Source organism: Polaribacter sp. Hel1_33_96, assembly GCF_002846595.1.
Lineage (GTDB): Bacteria > Bacteroidota > Bacteroidia > Flavobacteriales > Flavobacteriaceae > Polaribacter.
Genome location: NZ_PJMV01000001.1, coordinates 1,397,170 through 1,420,062, shown reverse-complemented (window position 1 = coordinate 1,420,062; position 22,893 = coordinate 1,397,170). Strand labels below are relative to the sequence as shown.

General features: G+C 29.8%; 20 protein-coding genes. 6 read left to right on the top strand and 14 right to left on the bottom strand.

The window, feature by feature from the left end; genetic code table 11:
• Positions 1-128: 128 nt before the first annotated feature.
• Positions 129-779 carry a peptide-methionine (S)-S-oxide reductase MsrA gene (gene msrA / locus ATE90_RS06315; RefSeq protein ID WP_036786211.1) on the top strand — a complete coding sequence of 217 codons (651 nt, stop codon included), beginning with the start codon at positions 129-131 and terminating at the stop codon, positions 777-779.
• Positions 780-975: 196 nt separating this feature from the next.
• Here msrA and ATE90_RS06310 read toward each other — a convergent pair whose 3' ends face one another.
• The 9 genes from ATE90_RS06310 to ATE90_RS06270 all read right to left on the bottom strand — a co-directional run bounded on the left by ATE90_RS06310 (position 976) and on the right by ATE90_RS06270 (position 9,609).
• Positions 976-1,842 (bottom strand): YkgJ family cysteine cluster protein, encoded by an 867-nt coding sequence (locus tag ATE90_RS06310; protein WP_036786213.1) that lies wholly within the window; start codon positions 1,840-1,842, stop codon positions 976-978.
• Positions 1,843-1,963: 121 nt separating this feature from the next.
• On the bottom strand, positions 1,964-2,482 hold the full coding sequence (locus tag ATE90_RS06305) for an OmpH family outer membrane protein (protein WP_101451080.1): 519 nt from the start codon (positions 2,480-2,482) through the stop codon (positions 1,964-1,966).
• A gap of 59 nt (positions 2,483-2,541) precedes the next feature.
• Positions 2,542-3,465, bottom strand: coding sequence for a tRNA (adenosine(37)-N6)-dimethylallyltransferase MiaA (gene miaA / locus ATE90_RS06300; protein ID WP_036786216.1), 924 nt, complete (start codon positions 3,463-3,465; stop codon positions 2,542-2,544).
• Positions 3,462-4,289, bottom strand: a complete 828-nt coding sequence (locus ATE90_RS06295) for an ion transporter (protein WP_036786218.1) — start codon at positions 4,287-4,289, stop codon at positions 3,462-3,464. The genes miaA and ATE90_RS06295 overlap by 4 nt, the downstream gene beginning before the upstream one ends.
• Positions 4,290-4,610: 321 nt before the next feature.
• The gene (locus ATE90_RS06290) at positions 4,611-5,690 is read right to left on the bottom strand and encodes an exonuclease domain-containing protein (protein WP_036786220.1); all 1,080 of its coding nucleotides are present in this window, start codon (positions 5,688-5,690) and stop codon (positions 4,611-4,613) included.
• A 24-nt stretch (positions 5,691-5,714) separates the two neighbouring features.
• Positions 5,715-6,389, bottom strand: coding sequence for a YggS family pyridoxal phosphate-dependent enzyme (locus ATE90_RS06285; protein WP_036786223.1), 675 nt, complete (start codon positions 6,387-6,389; stop codon positions 5,715-5,717).
• Positions 6,386-7,339, bottom strand: coding sequence for a D-2-hydroxyacid dehydrogenase (locus ATE90_RS06280; protein ID WP_036786225.1), 954 nt, complete (start codon positions 7,337-7,339; stop codon positions 6,386-6,388). The genes ATE90_RS06285 and ATE90_RS06280 overlap by 4 nt, the downstream gene beginning before the upstream one ends.
• Before the next feature lie 92 nt (positions 7,340-7,431).
• A complete protein-coding gene (gene serC / locus ATE90_RS06275) occupies positions 7,432-8,499 on the bottom strand; it encodes a 3-phosphoserine/phosphohydroxythreonine transaminase (protein ID WP_036786227.1) in 1,068 nt (355 codons plus the stop codon).
• Between the two features lie 48 nt (positions 8,500-8,547).
• Complete coding sequence (locus tag ATE90_RS06270; RefSeq protein WP_036786230.1) at positions 8,548-9,609, bottom strand: acyl-CoA reductase; 1,062 nt, start codon at positions 9,607-9,609, stop codon at positions 8,548-8,550.
• Between the two features lie 70 nt (positions 9,610-9,679).
• Between ATE90_RS06270 and ATE90_RS06265 the strand changes: the two genes are divergently transcribed.
• A complete protein-coding gene (locus ATE90_RS06265; protein WP_036786232.1) occupies positions 9,680-10,030 on the top strand; it encodes a 4Fe-4S dicluster domain-containing protein in 351 nt (116 codons plus the stop codon).
• Between the two features lie 183 nt (positions 10,031-10,213).
• Here the strand turns inward: ATE90_RS06265 and ATE90_RS06260 are convergent, their stop codons facing one another.
• The 4 genes from ATE90_RS06260 to ATE90_RS06245 form a co-directional block, all read right to left on the bottom strand.
• Positions 10,214-13,009, bottom strand: a complete 2,796-nt coding sequence (locus tag ATE90_RS06260) for a TonB-dependent receptor (RefSeq protein WP_101451078.1) — start codon at positions 13,007-13,009, stop codon at positions 10,214-10,216.
• A 153-nt stretch (positions 13,010-13,162) separates the two neighbouring features.
• Entirely contained in the window at positions 13,163-16,096 is a 2,934-nt protein-coding gene (locus ATE90_RS06255; RefSeq protein WP_101451076.1) for a TonB-dependent receptor, read from the bottom strand.
• Between the two features lie 20 nt (positions 16,097-16,116).
• Positions 16,117-17,106, bottom strand: a complete 990-nt coding sequence (locus ATE90_RS06250) for a FecR family protein (RefSeq protein ID WP_101451074.1) — start codon at positions 17,104-17,106, stop codon at positions 16,117-16,119.
• Positions 17,107-17,177: 71 nt separating this feature from the next.
• On the bottom strand, positions 17,178-17,741 hold the full coding sequence (locus ATE90_RS06245; RefSeq protein ID WP_101451072.1) for an RNA polymerase sigma factor: 564 nt from the start codon (positions 17,739-17,741) through the stop codon (positions 17,178-17,180).
• A gap of 126 nt (positions 17,742-17,867) precedes the next feature.
• Here ATE90_RS06245 and ychF point away from each other — a divergent pair, with 126 nt between their 5' ends.
• The gene (gene ychF / locus ATE90_RS06240) at positions 17,868-18,959 is read left to right on the top strand and encodes a redox-regulated ATPase YchF (protein ID WP_101451070.1); all 1,092 of its coding nucleotides are present in this window, start codon (positions 17,868-17,870) and stop codon (positions 18,957-18,959) included.
• 139 nt (positions 18,960-19,098) lie between these two features.
• Here ychF and gcvT read toward each other — a convergent pair whose 3' ends face one another.
• Positions 19,099-20,184 (bottom strand): glycine cleavage system aminomethyltransferase GcvT, encoded by a 1,086-nt coding sequence (gene gcvT, locus ATE90_RS06235; RefSeq protein ID WP_101451068.1) that lies wholly within the window; start codon positions 20,182-20,184, stop codon positions 19,099-19,101.
• A gap of 196 nt (positions 20,185-20,380) precedes the next feature.
• Between gcvT and ATE90_RS06230 the strand changes: the two genes are divergently transcribed.
• Genes ATE90_RS06230 through ATE90_RS06220 form a run of 3 tightly spaced genes read left to right on the top strand, consistent with a single transcriptional unit; the run spans position 20,381 to position 22,893 of the window.
• Complete coding sequence (locus tag ATE90_RS06230; RefSeq protein ID WP_101451066.1) at positions 20,381-22,006, top strand: aminopeptidase P N-terminal domain-containing protein; 1,626 nt, start codon at positions 20,381-20,383, stop codon at positions 22,004-22,006.
• Positions 22,006-22,671 (top strand): NAD(P)H-binding protein, encoded by a 666-nt coding sequence (locus ATE90_RS06225; protein ID WP_036786247.1) that lies wholly within the window; start codon positions 22,006-22,008, stop codon positions 22,669-22,671. The genes ATE90_RS06230 and ATE90_RS06225 overlap by 1 nt, the downstream gene beginning before the upstream one ends.
• Complete coding sequence (locus tag ATE90_RS06220) at positions 22,672-22,893, top strand: VF530 family DNA-binding protein (RefSeq protein WP_036786248.1); 222 nt, start codon at positions 22,672-22,674, stop codon at positions 22,891-22,893.

Here is a 22,893-nt window from a genome sequence, read left to right as displayed (position 1 = left end):
AGTTTTAATTTAATACGACTTTATTGTTAATAGTATTTTTTTATCGAATTAAAAGTTCCGAAATTTACGTTTAAGACTATTTCATGGTCTTTTCAAAAATTTCAATTATATTAAAATAAAATTAACATATGAAAATTATTAAATCAGTTTTTACTTTTATGACCATTTTTTTTCTAATTTCTTGTTTGGGTTTTTCCAAGAAGGAAGAAGTTAGGAAAGCAACTTTTATACAAACTAAAGAAACCAAAGTTGCTTATTTTGCTAGTGGTTGTTTTTGGTGTGTAGAAGCTATTTTTGAGAGTGTAAAAGGAGTAGAGGAAGCAGTTTCTGGTTATGCTGGAGGACATACATTAAATCCTACATACAAATTAATAGGAACTGGGAACACAGGACATTCAGAAACAGTTGCTGTATATTACAACCCCACAAAAGTAAGTTTTGAAACCTTGGTTACAGTTTATTTTGGCTCTCACGATCCAACAACTGTAAATGGGCAACATCCAGATTATGGATCACAATATAGATCCATTGCTTTTTATTCAAATGATAAAGAAAAAAACATTATTGAAAACACAATCTCTAAATTAAACAAAGACATCTATAAGGGTAAAATTGCAACAGAAGTTATTCAACATACAAAGTTTTATGAGGCAGAGGAATACCATCAAGATTTTGAGAGAAGAAATCCCAACCAAGGATATGTAAAAGCTGTTTCTGTACCAAGATTAAATAAATTTAAAAAGAAGTTTCCTGAGCTATTGAAAAAAAATGGACATTAATTTATTTATTCAGGGTTTTATAATTATTTATTTTGATTTATTTGAGAACATTTGTTATTTAATATAAATATTAACTTATTAAGTTATAGACATTTTTATTCCTTAGCTTTTGTAAAGTCAACTCAAAATATATTATTCTTATTTACTTAGGTTACTAATAATAGGTGATTATGTGTTTTTTTTACAATAATTAAAACTATTCCTTTGCTCCATGGCTTTTTGCAATTTCTATCCAATGTTCAGAAATTCCTTTTGTATCAGCACCTATACCTCTAGATAAATGCAATGCCACGCTCATTATTATCACTGAGGCTTCATGAAGTTCTTGATATGATTGTAGAGCTCCAAATTTTTCTTCTACTTTTGATAGTAATAGTTCATTGTGTTTATGAGCAAAAATTACAGGGTTTTTAATATCATCTTTAATTTGAGGTAACATCAAAATATTTAACCATTCTTCCCCAATTCTTTTTGCTAACATTTCAGAATCTTCGTCACCTAATTTTCTCCATGCTGCAAGTGTATTTGTATCTCCAGAAGCGGCTAAACCAGAATCTAATAATAATTCAAAAGCAATATCAGCAATGTTTTGCATTATGATTAAATATTCGTCTTGTGCTTTTTCAAATGAATCTGCTTGTTGGTCTTTAAGATATTCACCTACACTAAGTTTTGGTAATTTTAAAACTTCTGAACAATCAGTTAAACAAGGAAAAGTTTTACCTTCATAAATATAGTGCGACTTATCAAATTGTATTTGACGGCCTAAAGGATATAATCTGCAGGCTAATGGACGACCTTGATGAACGCTGCATCCAAATCCATCTATATATTGACTGCATGCCTGTTGTCCTTTTTTATCTGTTTTTCCGTCAAAACGTAATTGAATACCGCCAAAGTTAGTGTACAAATCACGAAATTCTTTTGGACTAATTTCTTTCTCTTTACTGAATCTGTATAATTCCCAGGGATTTAACATAACAGCTTTACCAAAACAACAGCTTCCGGAACGAGAACAGGTTAGAGGTAAAATACTTTTTGTGGTAAGTTTAGTAGTTTGCATTCTTTTGTTTCAATTATAAAAGTTAACCTGGTATCTTGTAAAACGATTCGAAAATGAGTCACGTTCTTTAAGTAAAAAACCTCACAAAAAGTGAGGTTTTAAATTTAGAATTTAAAATAAATTACTTTTTGATTTCCTGTTCTTGAATACCTAATTCTGCAATTACTAATTTTGTTACGTTAAATTTTTCATCGATATAAGCAAACTGATTTCCTTTAGTTGTTAATATCTGTGTATAACCATTCTCTTTAGCAACCGTATTTATTGCATTATTTAATATTTTATACAATGGACGCATTAACTCATTTTTTTTTAATTGCATTAATTTATTACCATTGCTTTGATATTTTTTGATATCTTCTTCTAGGGCAGAAATTTCTTTAATTATTGTTTTTTTCATTAATTCCCCCATTTCTTCTTCTTTATTTTTAAAATTCTGAACTTTAGCCTGAAAATCCTGTGTTTTAAGAGAAAAGGAAGAATCTAATTTTGCTCCATAGGCTTGGGATCTTTCGAAAACCACTTTGGCTTCTGGCATTAAACTCATAATATAATCGCTATCAATTGTACCAACTTTTGTTTGTGCAATAGAAATGGTGCTTAGTAAAGCGATAAAAAGAACTGTGATTTTTGATTTCATGATATAGGTTTAGTTAAGCAAAGATATAAAAGTAGCCGAATTACAAAAACTTAGAAGTGCTAAATAGCGTTAATTTTATCAGAAATGTTCTTAATTATTTCGTGGCTGTTTTTTTGATAATCAAACCATAAAATTTCTTGATCTTTTCGAAACCATGTGAGTTGTCTTTTTGCAAAACGCCTTGTATTCTTTTTGATTTCAGAGATTGCAAAATCTTTTGTAAAATCACCATCAAAAAAAGAAAATAATTCTCTGTAACCTACAGTTTGTAAAGCGTTTAATTTTTTATTTGAGTGTAATTTTTTTGCTTCTTCTAACAAACCATTTGCTATCATATTGTCCACTCTTAGGTTTATTCTGTTGTAAATGATTTCTCTCTCTGCATTTAAGCCAATTTTAATTGAATTAAAGTTTCTAGGACATTTTGGTTTGTTTTTAAAAGAAGAATAGGGCGTATTACTACCAATACAAATTTCTAAAGCCCTCATAATTCTATGAGGATTATCGATAGCAATGTTATTGTAGGTTTCTATGTCTAATTCTTTTAATTTTTCTTGGAGGTGTTCAATTCCTTTTTCTTGCAATTGGGTGGTTAATTCTTCTCTAATTTTTACATCAACTTCTGGGAAATAATCCAACCCTTTTAAAACAGCATCTACATATAATCCGCTACCACCGACCATAATTTGAACGGGATTTACTTCAAACAAATCATCTAACTTTTGAAGTGCATCTCTTTCGAAAGAACCGACATTATACTCTTCAAAAATACTTCTATTTTGAATAAAATGATGATGTGCCGCTGCTAATTCAGCAGTTTCAGGAACAGCAGTGCCAATGGTCATTTCTTTGTAGAATTGTCTAGAGTCACAAGAAATTATATCAGCGTTAAAGTGCTTTGCGAGTTTTATACTCAAAGCAGTTTTTCCAATTGCAGTAGGACCAACAATAGTAATTAAAGTATTTCTTTCTATGTGTTTCATGCATTTAATTCACTTCCACAATGATAGCAATATGCTGCTTTATCTTTATGATTTTCTGTGGCACAACTTTTACACGATTGCGTATTAGAATCTAATTCAGTGTGATTTTTAGTCATTTCTGAACTTACGATACCTGTTGGGATTGCAATAATAGAGTATCCTAAAATCATAATAACACTCGCAATTAATTGGCCTAAAGGAGTTTGAGGAGCAATATCTCCGAAACCAACTGTAGTTAATGTTACAATGGCCCAATATATACTTTTTGGGATGTTTGTAAATCCATTTTCTTCTCCTTCTACCATATACATTATGGTTCCTAAAATAATACAAACGATGACTACAAAAAAAAGAAAAACAGCAATCTTGGCTCTACTGGCTCTTAAAGCGACCAGCAATTTATTAGAAGCTCCTACGTATCTTGCTAATTTTAAAATCCTAAAAACCCTTAATAAACGCAATGCTCTTAAAGCGACTAGACTATGAGAACCTACTAAAATAAATGACAGGTATTTGGGAATTGTTGAGAGTAAATCTATAATTCCGTAAAAGCTAAAAATATATTTTAATGGTTTTTTAATAGAAACAACTCTTAAAATATATTCAATTGAAAAAAGGATAGTGATTATCCATTCAGAAACGTTTAAAAAATAATGATATTTTTCATCAAAACTTTCTATACTTTCCAACATGACCAGAACTATACTGGCGATAATAGCAAAAAGTAAAACAACATCAAAAAGTTTACCTTCCTTAGTATCTGCTTCATAAATGATTTCATGAAGTTTTTCTTTCCAATTTAAATTTTTACTAGATTTTTCCAACTTTCATTTTTATTTATTCTTACAATACTACAAATATTTTTATTACTATAAATTTTCCTTTCTTAAGAAGTAAGAGATCTTCAACTGAAAGCTTTTGATTTTAGTAATAAGAATTTCTTTGATTTTTTATTATTGAACTTAGAGCTTATTATTTTATTCTTTACGAGGTAAATTAAATATAGAAAATTTGATTAATATTGAATTGACTCTGGTTAAAAACTACACAATGGTATTTAAACTTTAATTTTCATCCAAAATCTTCTTGAAATTTTATAAACGTGTAAAAAAATTACAAGGAAAAACTAAAATTATTATTACCATTCACAACCTAATAATTTTCTGTACCTTATTTTTATTAATATAATTTTTTATAATATTTTTAGCCTTTATTTTGTTTGCAATAGGTGTTAATATAGATTTTAATATATCTAATCTATTTTCTTGAAACTTTAAGTTTGTATAGCCATATCCCAAAACTTCATTTCTTTCTACTAAAATTATGGCATGTTCTTCAACTTCTCTTCCCTTTTCAACAATTATAAAATCTTCATTATTAAAATCTTTGTTTATTTTCTTATGTTTCTTTTTAAAATTAAATTTTGGAGATAAAACTTCTAATTCTATTTCGTATTTTAAATTTGTAAAAAGATCATTACCTGTTTTGTCAAAGGAAATAGTTTCCACCCTTTCTTGGATTTTAACAGCTCGAGTCGTTACTTTTAAAAAAAGTTTGTTTACTTCCGCCTTAATGTTTTTACCTCTTCCTAAATAAATAACTTTTCCATTGATATCATGAATATAAAAGAGCCCTTGAATAGTAGGAGTTTCCTCTATTAAAGTTTTTAATTTTTGTTTCTGAAGTCTTCTATCAAAATATTTTATTGAATTTTGTATAATTGCTTTATTAACATCTTTTTCTAAAAGTAATTTAAATAATTGAACAGTAGCCAAAGCATCACCTGAAGCTCTATGTCTATCAGTCATAGGAATTCCCAATGATTTTGTAAGTTTTCCTAAGCTATACGATGGTTGATTTAAAATTAATTTCTGACTTAATTCTACTGTACATAAAGTATTTCTATTAAAATCATAACCTAACCTATTAAATTCGGTACTTAGAATTCGATAATCAAAAGTGGTATTGTGCGCAACTAGAATACAATCTGATGTAATTTCTATAATTCGTTTGGCAGCTTCAAAGAATTTGGGTGCATTCTTGAGCATCTTATTGTTAATACCTGTAAGTTGTACAACAAATTCTTGTATGGGTTTTTCAGGGTTCACTAAAGATATAAATTGATCTACAATATCATGACCATCAAATTTATAGATAGCAATTTCGGTAATACCCTCCTCATTAAATTTACCTCCTGTAGTTTCTATATCTAAAATTGCGTACAAATTCTTTTCTTTAATATAAAATTACTAATAATAATTACGATTGCCAAATATAGAACTACCAACTCTAATCATGGTACTACCATTTTCAATGGCTAATGGATAGTCCCCACTCATCCCCATTGATAATATTTTTAGTTCACAGTTACTCGCTAGAGCTCTCAATTTTTGAGTATCAAAAAATGATTTAAGGGATAAAAACTCTTTTTTTAATTGCTCTTGATTATCTGTAAATGTTGCCATACCCATAAAACCAACAATCTTTATGTTTTCTAGGTCAGAGATTTCTTCTGAACCTATAACAGCTTCAATCTCATCAAAAGAGAGACCAAATTTAGTATCTTCTTTAGCTATTTTAGCTTGCAATAAACAATTGATAATTCTATTATGCTTTTTTGCTTGTTTATTAATCTCTTTTAAGGTTTTTAATTTATCAACTCCATGAATTAAATCAACGAAATGAGCCATGTATTTTACCTTATTACTTTGCAAATGACCAATCATATGCCATTGAATATCTTTCGGTAAAGCATCAAATTTTTCAGCCATTTCCTGAATTTTATTCTCGCCAAAAATACGTTGACCGGCATCATATGCTTCCTGTAAGTCAGATATCGGTTTCGTTTTAGAAACCGCAACTAGCGTTACATTTTTAGGAACGGATTTTTGTATTCGAAGTAAATTTGCTTTTATTATATTCATGAACCTAAAAGTTCTATTATCTGTTTTGCTAACTCTAAACCGATTCTGTCTTGTGCTTCTTTTGTGGCAGCACCAATATGGGGTGTTAAAGAAATTTCAGGATTCATTAACAATTGAACCGCAGGAGTTGGTTCTGTTTCGAAGACATCTAAACCTGCAAATTGTATTTTTCCACTCGAGATGGCAGATACTAAATCAACTTCATGCAAAAGACCTCCTCTTGCTGTATTTATAATGCCTACACCATCTTTCATTTGTTCAAATTCATTTTTTGAAATGATATAATCATCCTGGGAGGGAACATGTAAAGTGATAAAATCTGAATCTTTTAACAATACTTCTTTTTGGACAGTATCGATTGTAAAAGTAGTTTTTTGTCCGTTAAAAAACTCCAAAGTAATTGCTGCACTTTTTATTTGTTCATCTATGGCTAAAATATTCATACCTAGCCCAATAGCAATTTTAGCAACTTCTTGTCCTATTCGGCCAAAACCAATAATACCAATTGTTTTACCTCTTAATTCTGTGCCTTGAGAGTAGGCTTTCTTTAATTCTTTAAAACGAGAATCTCCTTCTAAAGGCATTTCTCTATTTGATGAATGAAGAAACCTTACCATTCCGAAAAGATGTGAAAAAACTAATTCTGCTACAGAACTAGAGGATGCTGAAGGTGTGTTTATAACATGTAAGCCATTATCTTCGGCATAATCAACATCAATATTATCGAGACCAACTCCTCCGCGTCCAATTAATTTTAAACTCGGACAAGCTTCAATTAGTTCTTGTCTAACCTGTGTAGCACTGCGAACTAAAATTGCGTCAATATTATGTTTATTAATATAATTTTCTAACTGATTCTGAGCTACTTTAACAGTAATTACTTCAAAACCTCCTTTTTCTAAAGCGTCAATTCCGCTTTTAGAAATTCCATCATTTGCTAATATTTTCATTTATAATGTTGTAGGTCACTACTTGGATTAAAACAACGTGGAAATCTCATTATTAAGATTCCTTTATTTCAATCGGAATGACAATTTATATTCTATTTTTGAGTTTTTTCGAAAGCCTGCATTACATCCACTAATACTTGCACACTATATAGGGGCAAAGCATTATACATACTAGCTCTATAACCACCGACACTTCTATGACCATTTATTCCACTAATTCCTGCATCTTTCCACATTGTATTAAAAGTTTCAGTTAAACCATCATCCGTTAAAATAAAAGTAGCATTCATAGTACTTCTATCTTCTTTGGCTACAATTCCCTTAAAAAATGGATTTCTATCAATTTCATCGTATAATAATGCTGCTTTCTTATTGTTTACTTCTTCAATAAATGGAATTCCGCCTAAATCTTTTAACCACTCCAAAGTAAGCATAGAGACATAAACAGAAAAAACAGATGGCGTATTAAACATACTGTCTTTATCAATATGTATTTGATAATTCAGCATAGAAGGAATGTATCTTTCAACTTTGCCTAAAATATCTTCCTTAATGATTACCAAGGTTGTTCCAGCAGGACCCATGTTTTTTTGAGCACCAGCATAGATTAAATCAAATTTCTCAAACTCTAATTGACGAGAAAAAATATCTGAACTCATATCACAAACCAAACTAACATTGGTTTCAGGAAATTCTTTAATTTGAGTTCCTGCAACAGTATTATTACTTGTGCAATGAAAATAATCTGCATCTTGAGGAATTGAATATCCTTTTGGGATGTAATTATAACCTTTATCCTTAGAGGATCCAACTTCTGACATTTCGCCAAAAGCTTTTGCTTCTTTTATTGCCTTGTCAGACCAGGTGCCTGTGTTTAAATAGGCAGCTTTTTTATTTAATAAATTGTAAGCAACCATTAAAAACTCTAAACTAGCACCGCCATGGAGAAATAAAGCCTTGTATCCTTTATTCTCTAGCCCTAACAATTCTAAGGCTAAAGAACGTGCTTTTTCCATAACAGCTACAAAAGATTTACTTCTGTGAGAAATTTCTATTAATGATAAATTATCATCATTAAAATTCAGAATGGCCTCTGATGCTTTTTTAAGGACTTCATCAGGTAAAATACAAGGGCCTGCGCTAAAATTATGTTTTTTCATTTTGCTATTGTTTTAATTTGGTTTGAACAACAATTAAAAACCCTGTTGTCATATTTTTGTTAAAAATTCTAAAGTATTCACTCCATCTGCATAATCTGTTAACTTTGGAGATTGTGTTTGTCCAAAACCAACTTCATTTTCAATAAAGTCTTTAGCAACAATACATTGAATTTTTTCCCTGTCTTGATGTAATTTTATTTTTAAATCTATTTCATTCTCGTAATATTCATAGAAAATGGTTGCAATAGGAGAGGAGTAGCTTTTATCTTCTTTAATCATGAGAAAACCGTTTTCTAGCAAATCATAAAGACTCATCAGATATACTGCTTTATTATAATCATAATTATTAGCATATTTCGCATTATGAATCATATCCTTCTTTGAATACATTCCCGCAAAGAACATATCGAAATTGTAGTCTTTTGGTACATATAATTTTGAAACGCTTCTGCAGCCTAAACCAAAATATTGAAAAACATCATCAGATAATTTTATAAAATCTTGCTCCGTTTCTTTACCAGTGATAATTGCCACCGAATTTCTGCTTTTTCTGATAATATTTGGTTTATTCTTAAAATAAAATTCAAAATAACGAGCTGTATTATCACTTCCTGTAGCGATTACTGCATCAAAATCAGTTAACTTTTCTTCTGTAAAAGTAATTTTCCCTTTAAAGTTCTCTTCAATATGCTCTAAATATTTTGCTAAAAAGGGTAATAAATGTTTGTCATTAGATGATTGCTTTACCAAGACAGAATGACCTGAAATTAAGACTGATAAAAAATCATGAAAGCCCACTAACGGAATATTTCCAGCCATGATAACCGCTACTTTTTTAGATGAAATAATGTTTAAATTAACACTTTTTACAAATAAATCTAAGCTGTTGTAAGTTAGTGACTTACTTATACTATTTAAAGCGAATAAAATGTTATTTTTTGTAAACCAAGAATTGCTTTCTTGAGCTATTTTAATCTGGTGTAAAAAGCCTTCAAAGAAGAGTTCATTATGTTCAATATTATCTCTTTTTTCTATTTTTTCGATAGAAAACTGACCTAAAAAGTCTCCTAGTTTTACAAGTGCAGTAATTCTGTTTTGAATACTAATCATTTATTTTGGTTGTCTGTAATTTTGGCTTTATTTTTGCAATTGCAAAGGTACAAAAACAGAAGAGAAAATTATGGCAATTATAATAACAGATGAATGTATAAATTGTGGAGCTTGTGAACCAGAATGTCCTAACACGGCAATTTATGAAGGAGCAGATGATTGGAAGTATTCAGATGGAACAGATTTAAAAGGAAATGCAGTTTTGCCAAATGGTAATTCTGTGAATGCGGATGAAGATCAGGAACCAATCTCAGATGAAATTTATTACATCGTGGCAGATAAGTGCACAGAATGTAAAGGTTTTCATGAAGAGCCTCAATGTGCTGCAGTTTGTCCTGTAGATTGTTGTGTGCCAGATGACGAAAATGTGGAGACTGAAGAAGAATTGCTGGAGAAGCAACGATTCATGCATCAGAAGTAATTTCTTGACTAAATAGCTTAAAAAAAAATTCTGAATATTTTCAGGATTTTTTTTTAAGCTATTTTTGAATATTTTTATTTGAAGAATATATTATAAATTAATTTCAATAAAAAACACCCAACTGATAACAGTTGGGTGTTTTATTCATTCAAATAATAAAACTGGTATAAATTGTTTTAAGTATTAGAATTGGTAGTTTAATGATAAATTAAACATCGTACCTAATTGACTAAAGTGGTAACCATCATATGTCATTTGAGAATAACGTTGGTTAAAAGTAATTAAGTTAGATTGCTCTTGTATTGGAGTAACACCAGCACCGTTAAGTGTAGTATTATCAATTAAAGCTTGTCCTGCAGCATTTTCTGCTTTAAACGACCATTCAGGTAATACATTCAATAAGTTATTAACATTTAAAGCAATGGTTAATTTATCAGTTGCATTATAGTTAATTCCTAAATCTGTAACAATTTTTGGAGTAAATTCTGTTCTTAAATCAGTACTCATACCTTGTTGTTTGAAAGTAGTTTTTCCAAAGTAAGTATTGTTTAAAGACCATCCCCATTTACCAATATCGTAAGTCGATCCTAAAATCCACTTTGTTTTTGGTCTAGAGGTAAAGAATAAAGCTTCTTGAGTTGCATTAACTACAGATTGGCCAGCATTAGAAACTAATGTTGGATTTTTAACATCCCCATCTCTCTCATTTTGAATTGTATAGTTTCCAGATAAGTTAAAGCCTAATTTTCCTTCACCAACGTCTAAGTTACCATAGCTTAAAACTACATCTAATCCTGAAGTTTTAGTATCTAAGGCGTTTACAAAGAAACTTACATCAGATAGGTTATTAGCAGATAATACTTGATCCAAAGGCGTATTTCCTGCAGGAGTAGCACCGATTTCAGTACTTAAAACAATTCTATCCTCAACGTTGATACTATAATAATCTACAGTAAAGCTTAAATTTCTATTTACTTTTCCTCCAAGACCAAATGTAAAGTTAGTAGAAGTTTCTTCTTTTAATTTAGGAATACCTAATAAACCTGCTTGAGAAGAAACATTATTTACTAAACCACCAACTTGAATTCCTTGTCCCGGAACAAAGCTATACTGTGCTTTTTGTGTGTAAATTTGGTGCAACGTTGGAGCTCTAAATCCTGTTGATAAAGATCCTCTTAAGGTATACTTGTCATTTATAGTATAAGCAGAACTTAATTTCCAAACAAATGTATTTCCAAAGTCAGAATAGTTTTCACTTCTAATTGTACCATCTAAAGTTAAATTTTCTGAAGGGTTCCAATTTAAAGAAGCATATCCACCAAAGTTATAACGTGTAAAAACTCCTGAGTTCTCTGGGCTATTTCCAGAAAATGAATCTGCACCACCACCATCATAAGAACCTAATTCACCTTCTATAACCTCAAAAGTTTCGTATCTAAACTCTGAACCAAATGCAAAACTTAAATTATCTGATAAAATTTTAGAAACATCAATATTTCCTACGTTATGAGAAAAACGAGTTCCACCTGGATCAAAAGACTGTTTTGAATTTTCTCTGTAAATAGAAGTCGCATCAAATTCTCCAGTTGTTTCATTGTATGTTGGAACGTATACAAAGTTTCTGTTGTGAGATTGATTTACTTTATATGTTTGAGCATTTCCACCAGTAGTAAAACTTGCATCTACATTCCAATCATTAATTACAGATTTAAATCCTACTGTAGCATTGTAATCATTCAAGTCTCCTTCAAATGTAGGAACATACCCATCATACCCTCCAGCATTTGTTGGGTGATCGCCAGGGAAAAAATCAGCTAAATAAGGAAAGCTATCTACTGTTCTCCAATATGGAGTTCTGTAGTTTGCAAAAGAATTTACTTTTTTATTGATAAAAGCAGCATTGAAATACACTTTAGATTCTTCACTTAAGTTATAAGCACCATTCAATAAAAATTTAGCAGCAGCAGTTTCTGGAGATCCATTGATATTTCCAGCATCTGGTTTTCTCGATAAAAACTCTTCAACAAATCCTAAACTAGCTCCAAAGTCAGCAGCTTCTCCTCTTGCATTTACTTTACCAGGTCTGTTAGCTAAGCTTGTTTTAGAAAAGTCTACTGTATAATTAACAAAGCCATCGCCGTTTCCAATAGTAGAGCCATTGTTAACAGAAACACCAAACATTTCACCATCTCCTTCAGAAGTCATACCAGTTCTTAAATTAGCAGAACCACCATTAGGGCTGTCTTTTAAGATAATATTCATAACTCCAGCAATGGCATCAGAACCATACTGAGCAGAAGCTCCATCTCTTAAAATCTCAATAGATTTAATTGCGTCTGTAGGTATACCTGAAATATCAGCACCTGTTTCTCCACGTCCTGGTGAAGTTTGAGTGTATAATAAAGCACTTAAGTTCTTACGTTTCCCATTAATTAAGATTAATGTTCTACTTGGTCCCATATTTCTAATTTCATATGGATCTAATAAAGAAGTCGCATCATTTACTGGTGTTTGAACTGTATTAAATGATGGAATCTTGTATTGTAAAGCCTTGTCAAAAGAAGTCTGTCCTGTTGAAATTAAATCTTTAGCAGATACAACATCAATTGGTAATGGACTTTTAGTATTAGATCTTGCTGGTGTTCTAGAACCTGTTACAACAACCTCATCTAAAGCATTATCTTCATTAACAACAATTGTTAAATAAGAAGGCTGAATTACTTTAACATTTTTAGTCTCAAAACCCATAGAAGAAACTACTAAAGTTGTAGGTAAACTCTTTACATTAATAGAGAACTCTCCATTATCGTCAGAAATAACTCCATTAGAAGTGTTTCCTTTTTCAACAACATTCATATATGGCAAACCTTCGCCAGATGAATCTGTTACTTTACCTTTTATAGTTTGAGCCATTAATCCTAAAGGAAGCATAAACATAAAAGCAATCGTACAAAATTTTAATAAATACTTTTGTTTCATAAATAAATTATTAGTTAATAAATGTGTTTATTGAGCTGATATATTGTTTAAATAAAAAGCTCTCTGTTTGTATAAGAAAGAAAAAGAAAAAATATACTCTAAAAAAAATGATTTTTTTTAAGAAAAATATAAAAATAATTATTAGCGCAAGATTTACAGTTTTAAATTCAACTTTGTATAGTAAAATGAACCGTTTGTTCCCATTTGTGTAGCATCCCATAATCCTCCACTGTCAGTATAACTATTTTGTATTGTAGGGTAAATATTGAACAAATTATTGGCACCAAATTGTAGATTAATTAGAGTATTTATTTGATAACTTAAATGCAAATCTGTTGTTATTTTTGGTCGATAAATGTCTGTTGCTGCTTCTAATCGTTCTAACTCAGAATTATTAAAATTAGATATATCTTGGCTAAGTTGCCAATCAATTAAAGTAATTTTACTAAATCTGGTAAAATTTAACGAAGTTTTAATTTTTTTATATTGATAGTTTAAACCAAGATTAAATTTGCTTTTTGGTGCTGATGCTAATAAAAATTGTTGATCTCTTTTTCCGAAAAAAGTTTCTTGGTCTAATATTTTATTTTTGATATCTGAAATACTCATATAATTTATGTTTCCAGAAAAATCAATAGAAAAAGTTTTATTACCAATACTTTTGTTCCAGTTTAAAACCAAATCAATACCAGTTGTTTTCGTATCTACTCCATTAGCAAAAAATTGAACATTATCTAATCCTAGGCCTAAATTTGATGCATTAAAATTACCACTTAAAATAATTCTATCTTTAATAAAAACAGAGTAGGCGTCTAAGGTTGCATTAAAATTTGAACTTAATTTTGCAGTAAAACCGAAACTAAAATTTCTAGCCTTTTCTTCTCTTAATTTGTCAATATTAAATCTCCGAGCAATAGGGCTATTATTTGCTATTAAAAATGATTCTGAAGGAGTATTTCCAATAAAATTTGTGAATGTTAAATTGTAATAACTTTGAGCTAAAGACGGGGCTCTAAAACCTGTACTAAAAGAACTTCTTAGATTAAATTTTCTGTTAATTTTATACCTAGATGCAAGTTTGTAATTTAATGTACTTCCAAAATCACTATAATATTCGTAACGTAAAGCGGAACCGATCATGAATTTCTCTGAAAAATCTATTTCTGTATCAATATAAATACTAAGATTTGATCTATTTCGATCTACCTCATTTTCTGGGGAATATCCAGGAAATCCCTGAGACCCACCCGGTCTTATTGCTCCATTATAATTTTTATAATCTGAAACCGGAGTTTTTGAGTTGACTAAATCTCCATTAATATCGTAGGAACCATATGAGGCTTCTTCACCAGAAAATATTTTGTATTTGTCTAATCGATATTCCAGTCCTAGAGCGATATTAAACCCATAAGAGGTCGCTGTAAAGTATTTTGAAAAATCAATACTTGTGGTATTTTGTATTAATTGATGACCACCAGCATCAAATTCTGTTGGAGAATTATCTTCAAGCGTAGCATTCAATGTGTTTTTAATGAAGTAGTGAAAGTTATTTCTTCCAAAAGTATTATTAACATCAACATTCCATTCTTTGAAATTTGTAAGCATTCCAATGGAGAATGAATTATCTAAAATATTCGAAGTAATCAGTGGATTAAATCCATTTGGGTAAATATTAAGAACATTCCTTTCGCTATCAGATTTTCGAGTAAAAGCAAAGGCTTCCGTGTTTTTATAATTAAAACCTCCATTAAAGTACAGCTTGGTGTTCTCATAAATAGGAATTTCAGAGTTTAAAAAAATACTGACATTTTTTACTGCTGCTTGTCCAAATTTTTCTCTTGCTGCAGTTCCTGGTCTTATTGTATTATCCGCGGACAAGGCTTCAACAGTAAAATTTATAAAACCTCCCTTATTTATCTTTGTTCCATAGTTTAAACCTAATTTATAGGTAAATCCATCAGCACTATTCGGGAAGACAGTATTACTATTTGCGTTATGAAAACCTAAAGTCGAAGTGACGTTTAATTCGTTATCCGAATCTTTTAAAACAATATTTAGAACGCCTGCAATGGCGTCAGAGCCATATTGGGCTGATGCACCATCGCGTAATAATTCTATTCTTTTTATCGCAGAGATGGGAATTGCATTTAAATCGGTTCCAGAATTCCCTCTTCCTCGAGTTCCGTATAAATTGATTAAAGATGCTTGGTGTCTTCTTTTACCATTAATTAATACTAAAGTTTGGTCTGGGCCCAAACCTCGTATAGTTGCAGGATCTATATGGTCTGCACCGTCAGCACCAGATTGTTTTGTGGCATTAAACGAAGGTATTACATATTGTAAAAATTGATTTACTTCTACCTGTATACTTTTGCTTGAAGTTTCTTGTATATCTATAAAATCAATGGCAACCGGTGTGTCATTAGCCACCCTATTCTTATTTCTAGAACCGACTATTTGTACTTCTTCTAATTCTTGTCCAGATAATAAAGTAATTGACTGAAATATATTTGGTTTTAGGCTAATAGTTTTAGAATTATGTCCTAAAAAACTTATTGTAATGTTGTTTTCTTTTTGAGTTTCAAATTCAAAAGTTCCATCTCTATTTGTCGTGGTCCCCTCTAAAGATTCTTTTTCTTGCAAAGTTGCTCCACCAAGTGGAGTATTGTCTGAACTTAAAACGATTCCTCGAACAATTATCTTATTGCTCTTAAAAGTACTATCAATAAAAATATCTCTAGACAAAATATTTTTATTTTTCGCGAGAAATTTCTTTTTATCGTTTTCTTTTTTAGGATAAATTACATAATAACTATTTCCTAAATCATCAAAAAGAAAGGGTGTAATTTTTTGTAATAAAAAAATAGATTCTTTTAAACTTAGGTCTTTAAATCCTTTTTCTTGAATAAATTTATTTTTAAGAAGATTAGCACTATAAGTAAAGAATACTTTGTAATCATTACTCATTTTATCTAGTAATGTTGTTAAAGGAATTGTATTGTTTTTAAACTCTTGAGCAGTTGTGTTTTGAAAATAAAAAGTTACAAAAACAATTAATATAAGTTTTATTACTAATTTTTGAACCATTCAATAATTTAAAATTACACCTATTTTTTGCTTATAATTAAATTATTTTCTTTTTTAATTATAAGTACATTAACTGACTTTTCAATAGCCTTTATACAAATGTCGATATTTGTAATAGGAACTGCACCTGTTATTAAAGTGTTTTTACTGATATCATCTTTAAAAACTGCAGAATAACCATAAGTTTCTTCTATTTTTTCCATCGCTTTTTCCAAAGATAGGTTTTCAAAGAGTAACGAACCATCTTTCCAAGAAGTTTTTATAACAGGATTAAAAATATTTTTATCTTCTAATACTTCATTTCTTTCTGATGAATAAGAAATATAATTTCCTGGAATCATTTTTTTATTCACTCCATTATTTAATTTTAACCAAATTTTCCCTTCCTCTAAAAAAACATCTGTTTTTTTCTTTTTTGTGCTTACATTGAAAGAAGTTCCAAAAACCTCAACAGACAAATCTTTTGTTACCACCCAAAATTTTGCATTTGAAGCTATTTTTTTTTCAACTTGAAAAAAAGCCTCACCTGTTAACCAAACTTTTCTACTATCAGTTTTATAATAAGACAGACTGGAATTTGAGTTTAGAGTAACAGTGCTACCATCTTGTAGCTTTAAATTTAAGATCTCTCCATAATTTGTTTTATGGATAATTTTATTATTAAAATTTAAAAAGTAAACTCCAAAAGAAATCAATAAAACAATAGAAGCTGCTATGCTAAATGGTTTTAAATATTTTAATCCTCTTTTATGAACAAGTTTTTTTGCTTGAATTTTAGATTCTAACTTTTGCCATTCTAAAGTTATTTTTTCTTTACTGACAAATTTTTGATCAAAGGAAACACCTAAAACTAGGGCTTTAGCGTTTTCTACCAATTCTTTTTTGTCGGGATTATTTTCAATCCAAAAATCCCAATAACCAATATCAGTGCCATTATTTTGATGCACCCAATTTGTAAATGAGATATCATCTAAAAAATCATAAATTGTAGAATACTTTTTCTTAATCATTCTTCTTAATCTTTCAATCTAATATAATAAGAGTATTTTAACTTTTATATACTCTATATTTTCCATAAATTTTATTTGAATAAATTTAGTATCGAAACTTCTTCTTTTAAATTTTTAATAGCTTTATGTAATATATTTACCACACTTTGGTAATTTATATCCATAATTTCAGCTATTTCTGTAGCTTTTAAACCACTATAATATTTTAAATAAATGGCTTCTTTTTGTCTTTTTGGTAATTTATTTAAAAGAGTAGGAATGTTTTTTGTTCTAAAATTACCCGTTTCTTTATTTGTAATGAGTTCTTCTGCATTAAACTGAATATCTAATACATCTTCTTGAGAAAAGTCTGTTTTGGTTATTTTTTTCTCTTTTTTTATCACATTAATTAAAAAACGTTTATAAGCAGTAAAGAGATATGGTGCAATTTTGTCTAAATCACTCAGATTTTCTCTATGGTCGTAGATATACAAGAAAAAATCTTGTAAAGAATCCTCTGTTATGGAAATATTTTTAGATATTTTTAAACCATAACTGTATAGTTGCGGATAATAGATTTCAAAAAGTGTTGAAAATGCTCTAAGATCTCCTTCCTTTAGGGCTTTCCAAATAAATTGATCTGTAATTTTGTTCATTTAAAACTTTTGATACTAAAATATTTTCTAAAAATAAATAAAATTGATGGTTATACGCTTTCTTTATTGATTTAATTCAATTTTCATGAAAGTTCTACTATATTTGCAATCGCAAAATTTATAGAAATGAAAGCCGGAATTGTAGGATTACCAAACGTAGGGAAATCAACCTTATTTAATTGTTTATCAAACGCAAAAGCGCAAAGTGCTAACTTTCCGTTTTGTACTATTGAACCAAATCTTGGAGTTGTAAATGTACCAGATAAAAGAATTGAAAAATTAGAAGAATTGGTGAATCCAGAACGTGTGATGCCTGCAACTGTAGAGATTGTAGATATTGCTGGTTTGGTAAAAGGAGCGAGTAAAGGTGAAGGTTTAGGAAATCAGTTTTTGGCAAATATTAGAGAAACGGATGCTATTTTACATGTAGTTCGTTGTTTTGATAATGACAATATTATTCATGTAGATGAATCTATAGACCCAGTTAGAGATAAAGAAACCATTGATATTGAGTTACAGTTAAAAGATCTAGAAACTGTTGAAAAACGTTTAGAGCGAGTTAAAAGAACTGCAAAAACCGGCAACAAAGAGGCACAAGCTGAATTAATAGTACTTCTAAAAATTGAAGAAACTTTATTAAAAGGAATTTCAGTGAGGGCATTAGATTTTTCGGAAAAAGAAATGGAGTTCGTTCAATCTTTACAATTTATTACTGCAAAACCAGTATTGTATGTTTGTAATGTGGATGAAGATTCAGCAGTTTCAGGAAATGAATATGTAGAAAGAGTAAGAGAAGCTGTAAAAGATGAAAATGCTGAAGTAATTGTTTTAGCAGTGGGAACAGAAGCAGATATTGCAGAGTTAGACGATTACGAAGAACGACAAATGTTTTTAGCAGATATTGGTTTAGAAGAAGCTGGTGTTGCTAGGTTAGTTCGTTCTGCGTATAAATTATTAAACTTACAGACTTACTTTACAGCAGGGGTTAAAGAAGTAAGAGCTTGGACAATACCTATTGGCTCCACAGCGCCGCAGGCTGCAGGCGTAATTCATACAGATTTTGAAAAAGGTTTTATTAGAGCAGAAACTATTGCTTACAAAGATTACATTACTTTCGGTTCTGAATCAAAAGTAAAAGAAGCTGGAAAAATGAGAGTAGAAGGTAAGGAATACATTGTTAAAGATGGGGATGTAATGCATTTTCGTTTTAACGTCTAGATTTTTAAAATAAATAAATAAAAAACCCCAATGAATTTCATTGGGGTTTTTACATTTAATAACCTTTCTTTTAAGTTCCTCGATATGTAATTTTCCGATTTTTTTGAAAAAGAATTCTTGAGAAAATATTTTTTAAAATTTATTCTTTATAGAAAGGTAATTTCACCACAGTTGCGGGTATTGCTTTTTTACGCACTTGTATCTGAATTTGTGTTCCAGCTTTGGATAATATTCTAGGCACATATCCTAATCCAATACCTTTTCCTAAACATGGGCTCATAGTTCCGGATGTAACGTTTCCGATTACATTTCCATTTCCGTCAACAATATCATAACCATGTCTTGGTATACCTCTTTCATCCAGCTCAAAAGCAACCAAACGTTTTTCAGGTTTTAACTCTTTTTGTTTTGCTAATGCCTCATGGTTTACAAATTCTTTGGTAAATTTTGTGATCCAACCTAAACCAGCTTCAATTGGCGAAGTTGTATCATCAATATCATTTCCATACAAGCAATATCCCATTTCTAAGCGCAATGTATCTCTTGCAGCCAAACCAATTGGCTTAATTCCAAATTCTGCCCCAGCTTCAAAAACTTTGTTCCAAATTTGAGTTGCTTCATTGTTTTTACAATAAATTTCAAATCCTCCTGAACCAGTATAACCAGTAGCAGAAATAATTACGTTCTCAACTCCTGCAAAATCTCCTATTTTAAATTTATAAAAATGAATATCAGCTAAATCTAAAGAAGATAAAGATTGCATTGCTTCAACTGCTTTTGGTCCTTGAATTGCTAATAAAGAATAATCTTCAGACAAATCTTTTAATTCTGCTCCAAACTCATCATTATATGAAGAAATCCAATTCCAATCTTTTTGGATATTAGAGGCATTTACAACTAATAAATATTGATTCTCCTTAATTTTATAACAAATTAAATCATCTACAATTCCATTATCTTCATTTGGGAAACAACTGTATTGAGCATCGCCAATTTCTAGTTTAGAAACATCATTAGAAGTAACTTTCTGCAGTAAAGCTAGCGCATTTTTTCCGCTAACTAAAAATTCACCCATATGGCTGACATCAAAAACACCCACAGAATCTCTAACTGTATGATGTTCTGCGGTTACTCCTTCATATTGCACGGGCATATTATAACCTGCAAAAGGGACCATTTTTGCTCCTAGACTTTTATGAATTGTATGTAATGCTATATTTTTCATTATATAATATTTAGAAATTTTAATTAAAGAAAAAATTTAAAAAAAGACCAAATTTAGTTGTCGTTTAAAGAATTCTTAAATTTCGTGCTAAATTATTTAAAAATCCGCAATAAACAATCACTAATATTCTGTTAATATTTTTAAATCAAAAATAAATAATGTTACATTTGATTCTGCAACTTATACATTGTTTTTTATGAATTTTTTTAAACTTCAAATTGTCCTGGTTTTAGCATTTTCTTTAAACGGATTTTCGCAGTTGCCAAAAGATTTTTTATCAAAAGATTTCCATAAAGATAGACGTGAAGTTTTACGTTCTAAAATGCCTTTAAACTCAGTAACAGTTTTATTTGCAAATCCAATTAGAAATAGAGCTAATGATGTGGATTATGTTTTTCATCAAGATCCAAATTTTTATTATTTAACAGGGTACAGAGAACCAAATGCTGTTTTAATACTTTTTTCCGAAAATCAAATGGATGAAAATGGAAGTTTTTATAATGAGATTTTATACGTTCAAAAAAGAGATAAAAGAGCAGAACAATGGAACGGAAAAAGGTTAGGAATTGAAGGAGCCAAAATGGAACTTGGTTTTAAAAAGGCAATGAATGCTGAAGATTTTATGAAGACAACAATCGATTTTAAAAAGTTTGATAAAGTTTTTATTGAAAAATTTAACGATGATTATAGAAATTTAAGCGATACTGCAGATATTTTTGATTTGGTAAAAGAGTTTAAAATTAAAGCAGGTTATGATCCAAAAATATATTTATCTGGAGTAAAAGAATATGTGTATAATAATATTGCAGAAACCCCAATAAAAAGTAGTGCGAATGTAATTCAATTTATAAATCAAGTGGAAGATCGTTATGCTGAAATTAAAGAAGACCAATTAATTAAAGAATATAAAATTGCTAAAACAGATGCATTAAAAAAAGAAATTAAACAAAAAATTACTTTTGCTTTAGAGTCAAAAACAAATATTGATATAAAATTTTTATCATCAAACTTAGCCACAATGCGCGAAGTAAAAACAGCTGAAGAATTAATATTATTAACCAAGGCAGTAAGAATTTCTGCCATTGGTCAAATAGAGGTAATGAAAGCAATGAAGCCTCATATGTCTGAAACTGAGTTACAAGGAATTCATGAGTTTGTGTATAAAAAATACGGAGCAGAGTATGAGGGGTATCCTTCAATTGTTGGTGCAGGTAATAATGGTTGTATTTTGCATTATATAGAAAACAACAGAACCAAAGTTGGTAATGACTTGGTATTAATGGATTTAGGTGCTGAGTATAGAGGTTTTACAGCAGACGTTACTCGTACAATTCCGGCTAATGGGAAATTTACAAAAGCACAAAAACAGATTTACGACTTAGTTTATGAAGCGCAAGAAGCAGGTATTGCTTTATACACAATCGGTACAAGTATGCAAGCTCCAAATCAAGCAGCAATAAAAATAATAAATAACGGTTTATTTAAACTAGGAATCATAAAATCTGCGGATGAAAAGCACCCTTATTTTCCGCACGGAACTTCACATCATATCGGTTTGGATGTTCATGATCCAGGAAATTATGGAGATTTTGAAGAGAATATGGTGGTAACTATGGAACCTGGAATTTATATTCCGAATGGAAGTAATTGTGATAAAAAATATTGGGGAATAGGAATTAGAATTGAAGATGATATTTTAGTAACTAAAAATGGACCAGTAAATTTATCTAGTGAAGCACCGAGAACAACCAAAGAAATAGAAGAGATGATCGCAAAAAAATCTATTTTAGATGAATTTGTATTACCAAATTTAGATGAATAATGAGTAAAACAGCTATAATTTTAGGAGCAACTGGTCTAACGGGAGGTATACTTTTAAAAAACCTAATTGCAGATAAAACGTATACAAAAATTAAAATTTTCTCTAGAAACCCTATAGATATTCAGTCAGATAAAATCGAGGAATATATTATAGACTTATTTCAATTAAATAAGTTTGAAGAAAACTTTGCAGCAGATGTGTTATTTTGTTGTATCGGAACAACAGCTGCTAAAACAAAAGATAAAGAATCATACAAAACTATTGATTATGGAATTCCTCTAAGCGCAGCAAAAATGGCAAAAAAAAAGGATATAAAAACATTTGTAGTAATCTCCTCAATGGGAGCAAATGCATCAAGTTCTGTTTTTTATAATAGAACAAAGGGCGAAATGGAACGTGATGTTTTAGGACAAAACATCAAAAATACTTTCATTTTAAGACCTTCTTTAATTGGAGGTAATCGTGATGAAGTAAGAGTAGGAGAAAGAATTGGCAAAGGAATAATGAGTTTATTAAATCCTTTGTTTTTAGGGAGTTTAAAAAAGTATAAAATGATTTCTCCTGAAAAAATTGCAACTTGTATGCAGAAACTTGCTGATAGCAAATCACATCAATCTATATTTAGTTCTGATGAAATAGTAGAAATAGCGAATTCGAGAAAATAAATGAGCAAAGAACAACCCAATAATCCTTTACACGGAATAAAGTTAGCAACCATGTTAGAACAATTGTTTCTAGAATATGGTTGGAAAGAATTAGGAGATATTTTAAATATTAATGCTTTTAAAAATAACCCTACTTATAAATCGAGTCTAAAGTTTTTAAGAACAACTCCTTGGGCAAGAGAAAAAGTAGAGCAGTTATATCTGAAAACAATGATAAAATAA